Annotated in this window: 7 protein-coding genes; 4 read left to right on the top strand and 3 right to left on the bottom strand. The window is 35.4% G+C overall.

Going from position 1 to position 6852, the window contains the following annotated elements; genetic code table 11:
* Both ACFVS2_RS22270 and ACFVS2_RS22265 read left to right on the top strand, forming a co-directional pair.
* The coding region (locus ACFVS2_RS22270) for a hypothetical protein (protein WP_390237810.1) at nt 1-478 on the top strand (478 nt) is incomplete at its 5' end.
* Between the two features lie 1144 nt (nt 479-1622).
* Nucleotides 1623-2279, top strand: coding sequence for a hypothetical protein (locus ACFVS2_RS22265; RefSeq protein WP_390237807.1), 657 nt, complete (start codon nt 1623-1625; stop codon nt 2277-2279).
* 210 nt (nt 2280-2489) lie between these two features.
* Here ACFVS2_RS22265 and dcd read toward each other — a convergent pair whose 3' ends face one another.
* On the bottom strand, nt 2490-3011 hold the full coding sequence (gene dcd / locus ACFVS2_RS22260; protein WP_390237805.1) for a dCTP deaminase: 522 nt from the start codon (nt 3009-3011) through the stop codon (nt 2490-2492).
* Nucleotides 3012-3193: 182 nt separating this feature from the next.
* On the opposite strand from dcd, the gene ACFVS2_RS22255 reads away from it, so the two are divergent.
* Entirely contained in the window at nt 3194-4069 is an 876-nt protein-coding gene (locus tag ACFVS2_RS22255; RefSeq protein ID WP_390237802.1) for an ADP-ribosylglycohydrolase family protein, read from the top strand.
* Nucleotides 4070-4206: 137 nt separating this feature from the next.
* Complete coding sequence (locus ACFVS2_RS22250; RefSeq protein ID WP_390237799.1) at nt 4207-4821, top strand: hypothetical protein; 615 nt, start codon at nt 4207-4209, stop codon at nt 4819-4821.
* A gap of 35 nt (nt 4822-4856) precedes the next feature.
* Here ACFVS2_RS22250 and ACFVS2_RS22245 read toward each other — a convergent pair whose 3' ends face one another.
* Both ACFVS2_RS22245 and ACFVS2_RS22240 read right to left on the bottom strand, forming a co-directional pair.
* Nucleotides 4857-5954, bottom strand: a complete 1098-nt coding sequence (locus ACFVS2_RS22245; protein WP_390237797.1) for a hypothetical protein — start codon at nt 5952-5954, stop codon at nt 4857-4859.
* Nucleotides 5947-6774, bottom strand: coding sequence for a hypothetical protein (locus ACFVS2_RS22240; RefSeq protein ID WP_390237794.1), 828 nt, complete (start codon nt 6772-6774; stop codon nt 5947-5949). The genes ACFVS2_RS22245 and ACFVS2_RS22240 overlap by 8 nt, the downstream gene beginning before the upstream one ends.
* Between the last annotated feature and the right edge of the window lie 78 nt (nt 6775-6852).

Genomic DNA, 6852 nt, shown 5'->3' with positions numbered 1-6852 from the left:
AAAGATAAAGACATACATGGATGAGCAATCCAAGAAGATCGAAGAAATGCATGAAGAGGTAGATTATTACAAGCAATATGTAAAAGATGTAACACTTCTCCTCCCAGCTGATAAAATCCAAGAGTTAGTCAACAAGGAATACAAATATACCGTAACGATAAATAGTGTCCAATTTCCACAAAGCGGTATTTTGGAAATCAGAGAAGCGGCATTTGATATTGTCTTTACAGAAGAGCGTGCAAAATACTCCGTGCTTCCTGAAACAGAAAGTGTTAAGGGGAAGCTGTCATCAGAACTATCGTCATCTGTTTCAACAACAATGTCTCCGCAAATTAACGAAGAAGGAGCTGCAACTATTGTTACGTATTCCTACAAAGACGTAAAACCTGGAGACATTATTACTTTAACAGTCAACGATGATTTAAAGAGAAAGCTGAGTCTGGGAACCAACGAGTTGAGTATAAAAGTTGTAAAATAAACAAAAAAAGGAACATTCCAAAACTGGATGTTTCCTTTTTTACATATAACATGTAACTATATTCACATTGCCGAACCTTCATTTCAATGTTAATCTAAATAAGAAATATTTGGCTATTCCCCCTCTTATAATGACCTGATCGTTATTCGGTGACGGATAGTGCAACGGAGGATTAACCTTGAACAATCTTCATCTTGCTTTATTCTATATCTTTGTATGGATCTCTTTTTTCATGTTTGCATTTGCTATTTTTCGGATACATCCCTTTCGAAATATAAAGACGATAGTTGTTTCTTCATTCATTCTCACTCCGTTATCCTGGGTAATTAATCAACTAATGAAGATCAATCCTATGTTTCATATATTACAAGCCCCAATTGAAGTTTTAGTTGCATCCTACTTGATTTACCGATTCCTGCATTTGCGCAAAATGGATGCTATTTTAATTATTGTAGTTAGTTACGGAATTGGCGTTATTATGGATTACCTTATTATCCTGATCTCTTCTAATTACAATTTCTACATTGCATACAATACGATTGCTACAGGGATAATTGTCTCGCAATGGTTTTGGGTTATTTCGGTTATTGCGATTACATATATGATCTACAAAATGCAGTGGGGATTTCCGATAATTATAAAAGGCAGGAAGAAACACCATACTCTTGGCTTTGAATTATGCTTGTATATGGCTTTTATATGTATATGGTCTTCGAATATTTCCGTGCATTTCTCAAGTCATTTAGTAGCTTATCTCATTTTTATTGTCTATCTGATTCTTATTTATTTTTGTATTCGTCTATATGATAATGAATCAATCGATCTTCTTTAAAAAAACACGCATTTATACACCGCGTGTCTTTTTGTTTAACAAGAGGAATACGCTCCTAACATGAGCGAAAAAACATTGCTTTTTCCAACTCATGAAAGAGCGTCAAAATAACCAAAGAAAGCTCGTCCAAATTATCAATAGAGATCCCGTCCTATAAATTGTTTTTTCCTTATTTTACATAGAAACCGCAACTATCTTCACATTGCAGAAGCTTTATTTCAGTGTTAATCTAATTAAGCAATATTTGGTTTTCTTAATTTGCAAATTGAATCAAACCTGTTTAGATATTGCTATTACGATGGAGGATTTACCTTGGATAACGTTCAACTTGCTTTCTTTTTCTTTTTCGTTTGGTTGGCTTTTTATATATTCGGCTTAACTATTTTTCGTTTGAATCCAGCCCATTATAAAAAAGAAATTCTTATATCTACCCTGTTGATGACACCCATATCTTGGGGTTTAGCTCAACTAATGAAAATTAATACTCTATTTCACATTTTAAATGCGCCTGTGGAAATTTTTTTGGGATCCTTCTTACTATATCGATTTTTCTTTTTCCGAAAGATGGATTCTGCATTAATTATCATATTAAGCTATGGTATTGGAGTCATTTTAGATTATCTTATCATCATCGTCACCTCTAAATACAATTTAGCAATCGCTTCCGATACGATAGCTACTGGAATGATAACTCCTGAATGGTTTTGGGTTCTTTTTACTTTTATCATTTCTTTCGTAATACATAAAAAAGAATGGGGATTCCCCAATATTAAAATTGGTACAAAAAAGAATCATTCTCTTGGTTATGAGATTTGTTTATTTATGGCATTTATATGCATATGGTCTTCTAACATAGCTGTCCATTTTCCAAGTTATTTATTAGCTTATTTGATATTCTTTGTCTTTCTTGTTCTCTGTTATTTTTGCATTCGTCTATACAATCGTGAAGCAATTGATGATTTTCTTTGAAAAAGACACGTCCTTTCCACAGGATGTGTCTTTATTGTATTTGTACTAAACTACTGTAAATCGTAATCCACCGAAACCGAGTTCTTTCATTACAGTGCTCCAATAATACCATCAGATCTTCTAAACATAGATCATCCGCTTGAAGAAAAAATTTTTGAATGATCATTGTATCTTCAATCGAATCAAAGAATTTACACAGGGAATATCTCATCATTTTATAAAGTCTTTATACATCTGACTACTTTGAATTCCTTTGTTGTTCTGGTACTTTCCACTCCTATATTTCTCAAACTCTCCTTCAATCGTATGATAGAAGACTTGTCCTATTTCAACGTTAGGATAAATTCGAATAGGTTGAATAACAGAAATTTCAAGTGTCCAGTAACCATTGAAACCAACATCTCCAAACCCTGCTGTGACATGAATATAAATCCCTAATCGTCCAATGGAAGAACGACCTTCAAGCATTGGAACGAGATTGTCAGTCAATGTATGTTCGACGGTTCTTCCTAAATACAGAATCCCTGGTTGCAAAAGTAAGCCCTCTTCTGGAATCACTAACATTTTGGTTTTATGATCTTTTTTCATGTCTAAAATAACCTCATCATATACCATCAATTCATTATGAAGTTTTACGTTATAACTATTTGGGTTTACTTGTTTTGGGTCAAATGGCGAAATATGAATATCTGTCCCCAATCTTTTCTGAATTTCTTTGCCCGATAAAATCATGCACTTTCTCCTCCTCATTCGTTTTTTCTATTTCTCAATGTTTCATATCGTATGCATTTGTCTGCTTATATTTTCGATGACAAAGGCAACAGTCAAACTCCTCAAATTTTACTTGATACTGATTTGAAACGAGAAAATTACCTATTATCTCTTAAAAACAAATAAACGAGGAGGTAACAACAGTGAACATCGAGAATAAAATCAAAGGTGCCTATTATGGCATTCAAATTGGAGATGCGCTTGGAGCAGTTGTAGAAGGTTTTAGCAAGAAAATGATTCAAAAACGTTATGGCAGAGTCATAGAGTATAAGAGTGGTATATGGGGAATTCCCTATTTTTTGAGGTTAGAAGGTTCTGGCACCGATGATACCAGATTGTCCCTTGCTGTCTTACGAGGATTATTGGAGAAAGATCCCGTGATAGGGCTGACAAAGGCTTTTGATCGCGAACGTTTTAATTTTTTGCATGTAGGGAAGACGTTATTCTATGCATACCTCCTCCACAGCGGGAATTGGAATCAAACATCAAAACGAGTGGATGCTAAATTAAATGGAAACACAGCAGGGAATGGAGCACTAATGAGAACGCTACCTGTTGCTCTTCTTTTTAACAACTGGGAGGAGATTCAGAAATACACGGTCTATCAAGCAGAAATGACTCATCTGCACCCCACTTCTACTGAATCTTGTTTGGTTTACAACAAGATTGCCTTTTTGATTTTACAAGAGTTCTCCTTGAAAGAATCAATCATAGCTGCCACGAGAAACACCAAATATGAGAACATCTATCTTCAAACACCTCATGTCCCGCCAAATGGTTATTCCTTCTACACACTAACATGGGTGCTTTACTGGCTTTGTCAGTCTGATACCTTGGAAGAAGCAATTCTTGGAGCTGTAAACGAAGGTGGCGATGCAGACACAATTGCATCACTTGTAGGAGGTATTTCTGGTCTTTATTATGGTTTTGATGCGATTCCCAACCATTTGCTTTCCATTCGAGGAACGGATATCCTTGATGAATGTGCTCATAAAACCTACATCTTTCGTTCGTCATAAATAATGCTTCCTTCGTTCCATCATGATTGATACTGTTCTTATTAGTTTCCATTGTAAAAGTAACTTTCCTGGCATAAAATCTAAGAATTTTACAAAATAGGATGTTTATTAATTACTTTTTGAGAGGATGATTTTTGGTGAAAAAGGAAATCGTTTTGAATGGCACATCTGTTACGGTAGAAGATACGAATGATAAAATGACTTCGGTTCATATTGAAACAGATGATGCTGATATATACGTTAATGGAGTCCTGGTATGGCAAAAGTATGATCAACCTGAGTATGCTAAAATTCCACCTATATTTCGTGCTTTCGTTGAAGAAAGAACAGATGAAGTCTACGAACATGATGGTAAAATAGGGGCAGACCTGCACAAGAAAGGTTTCCACACCTCTGTTTCATTTTACTTCCCCCAAAATTCTCGGTCATATATTCAAGCACGTTTGGACGGAGTTACTGATCTTAGTGAGTTGGAAATTGATTTTATTCGAAACAACACGTTGATTGATGATGCGAAGGCAAACACCCTCGTCGAAGAATTCAATGCATTGTGGAAGGATATTGAAGAAACAGTAAAGGAAGCAGGTTGGAGACTTGCCTATGCTCACGACATGGGCGATAAGTGTTGGGCATGGTGGGATGTCATTTTCAAACAAGAGGATTGGAACCAAGATACCTTTATCGATATCTGGCAAAAATTTTCGGTCTTTAATAAACGTCTGAACGAAGTTTTTGACAAATATGAAATGTAATGCCTGCCGTACAAAAAGACCTTAGCGAGTTCACGCTAAAGGTCTTTTTCTTTGGTACGAGACTTCGTTTCGCGCCACTTTTGAAAATAACAATCTCCATGAAATGCGGCATGTAATTCAATTGGAAAATGTGTTAATGCAACCCTCTCTTCAATCAGTAGTTCTTCAAAACCGTTGGCTAATGAGAGATTATGTTGTCTCTCTCTCCAGAATGATCTATCAGGCTGAACATAAGTTGTTAGATGAAGTTCATTCAATTTGCTGCTACGGGAAAGATGTTGCTCACTGGAGAATAAATTCCCTCCGTGATCGGACATTTCAAAGTCAATATGAATCTTATGAATGACTTTCATTGTATTCCCAACTGTCCAGTGAAGAGTAACGTCAAGTTCCTTTGGAAACGTATCTTTATTCGCAATGATTGGATAAAAACCTGCCGCTGTTTTCACTTTTCCTATCTTTAGACCTGCTACTGTGTATCTTTTATTGGGATATGGCTTTGTCAGAATCAAATTGGAAGGAGTTTCTATTCCTTCAATGGTAAGCGAAACTTTTTCATTAACCCAATCAATCGGAACAAAAAGCTTTGGAATCATGTGAAAAATATACATATCTTCTTCAAAATTAACTCCAAACTCTTGTAGCAAATAGTGATGGTATGCCTGGATCTCTTCGCGATAACAATTATGCTTGAGGTATATGTGAGCGGCATCTTCTACGCTATAGCCTCTCCAATACAATGCCGCAGTTTGAAGACGTTTTAACTCAAGCCCTTGTTTTTCTCGCATAACATCATTCAAATTTTTCTCATATAATTCAAAATCATATGATTGATGATTGGTGTAGAAATTGAATAAATAGTCTAATCCTTCTTTCGTAATAAAGACCTTCGGTTCATCGTTTGTTGTATAACGTTTAATCAAACCTTCATTGATTGCTTCTTCTAATAGATCTGAAACACGATTGTTTTTTTTCTCGTAAACTTGAAGCCCTCTTTTTTCTATCTCCTCTTTGGTGAGATTCTTCCGTTCTCGTTTGCTATTTTCCAAAACATCTTTTAGCAAGCGCTTTTCCTCAATCGGACTGCCATAATAACTACTTCGTATTAATAAATTTGCTAATGACTTATTCATATACTGAATCGCCCTCCATTGATTTGGATTTTTCAAACGCAGGTGCCTCACTTATTTCATGTAAGAAACTCGACAATAGATCAATAACAAGTAACATTACAAAAATAATGATTGGATTCCATTGATTCATAAGGGACAATAGTAAGGTAATTGTCAATCCAACACCCATCCCAACATCTATTAGAAACCACCCTCCTTCACGCATACACGTTTTCCAAACAAAATGTCCACTAATCATTCCTAATGAATAGGCAAAAGGAAAAGCAAAAGCCATCATGATGATCGTAATAAAGCGAAAGAGTTTCATGATTCCAACGCCAACCAAAACTACGACAACTATTCCGTATATAACTTGGAATAAATTTGGCTTTACATCAGCAAGTAGATTCATGAATTGAAATTCATTAATGTTGAACGTAACGAGATATGTTGTAGACCAATCCGCTATCCGAGCCAAAATTTGGACAAAACTATACAGGATTATAAAAAACGCATTACTCCAAAATAACCTTCCCCATAACACTATTCCTTTGCATGCTTTTAGAATCGAAATAAGCGCAACGACAAGGACTCCAACGAATATTGTACAATTCCAATATGAGCGTATTTTTTCAATCATTATCGTGAATTGAGATAAAGAAGAATGGAAATAGCTCCATTTCACATACTCTTGTCTTACTGAATAAGAAGATTCTCCGAATACAACCAAGGTTAAAAAGTGCCAAGTTGCCAGTAGAAGCAAAACAGAAAATCCAAGTAAGAACGATGTCATCACATAACTCGATTTATTTTGAGTATTTCGTTTTACATCAATAATCATCCTGTCCTCCTTTCTATTTAATGGCTTCGTCTTCCCTTTCAGTAATTTCAAGGAACTTTCACCCAACCCATTACCACC

Origin of the sequence: Brevibacillus sp. NPDC058079, assembly GCF_042885155.1 — a bacterium.
GTDB lineage: Bacteria > Bacillota > Bacilli > Brevibacillales > Brevibacillaceae > Brevibacillus.
This window is presented reverse-complemented; position numbering and strand designations above follow the sequence as displayed.

Excerpts from the sequence above, each read along its gene's own strand:
- ACFVS2_RS22240 (WP_390237794.1), bottom strand. The coding sequence starts at position 6,774 with ATGATTATTGATGTAAAACGAAATACTCAAAATAAATCGAGTTATGTG.
- ACFVS2_RS22245 (WP_390237797.1), bottom strand. The coding sequence starts at position 5,954 with ATGAATAAGTCATTAGCAAATTTATTAATACGAAGTAGTTATTATGGC.
- dcd (WP_390237805.1), bottom strand. The coding sequence starts at position 3,011 with ATGATTTTATCGGGCAAAGAAATTCAGAAAAGATTGGGGACAGATATT.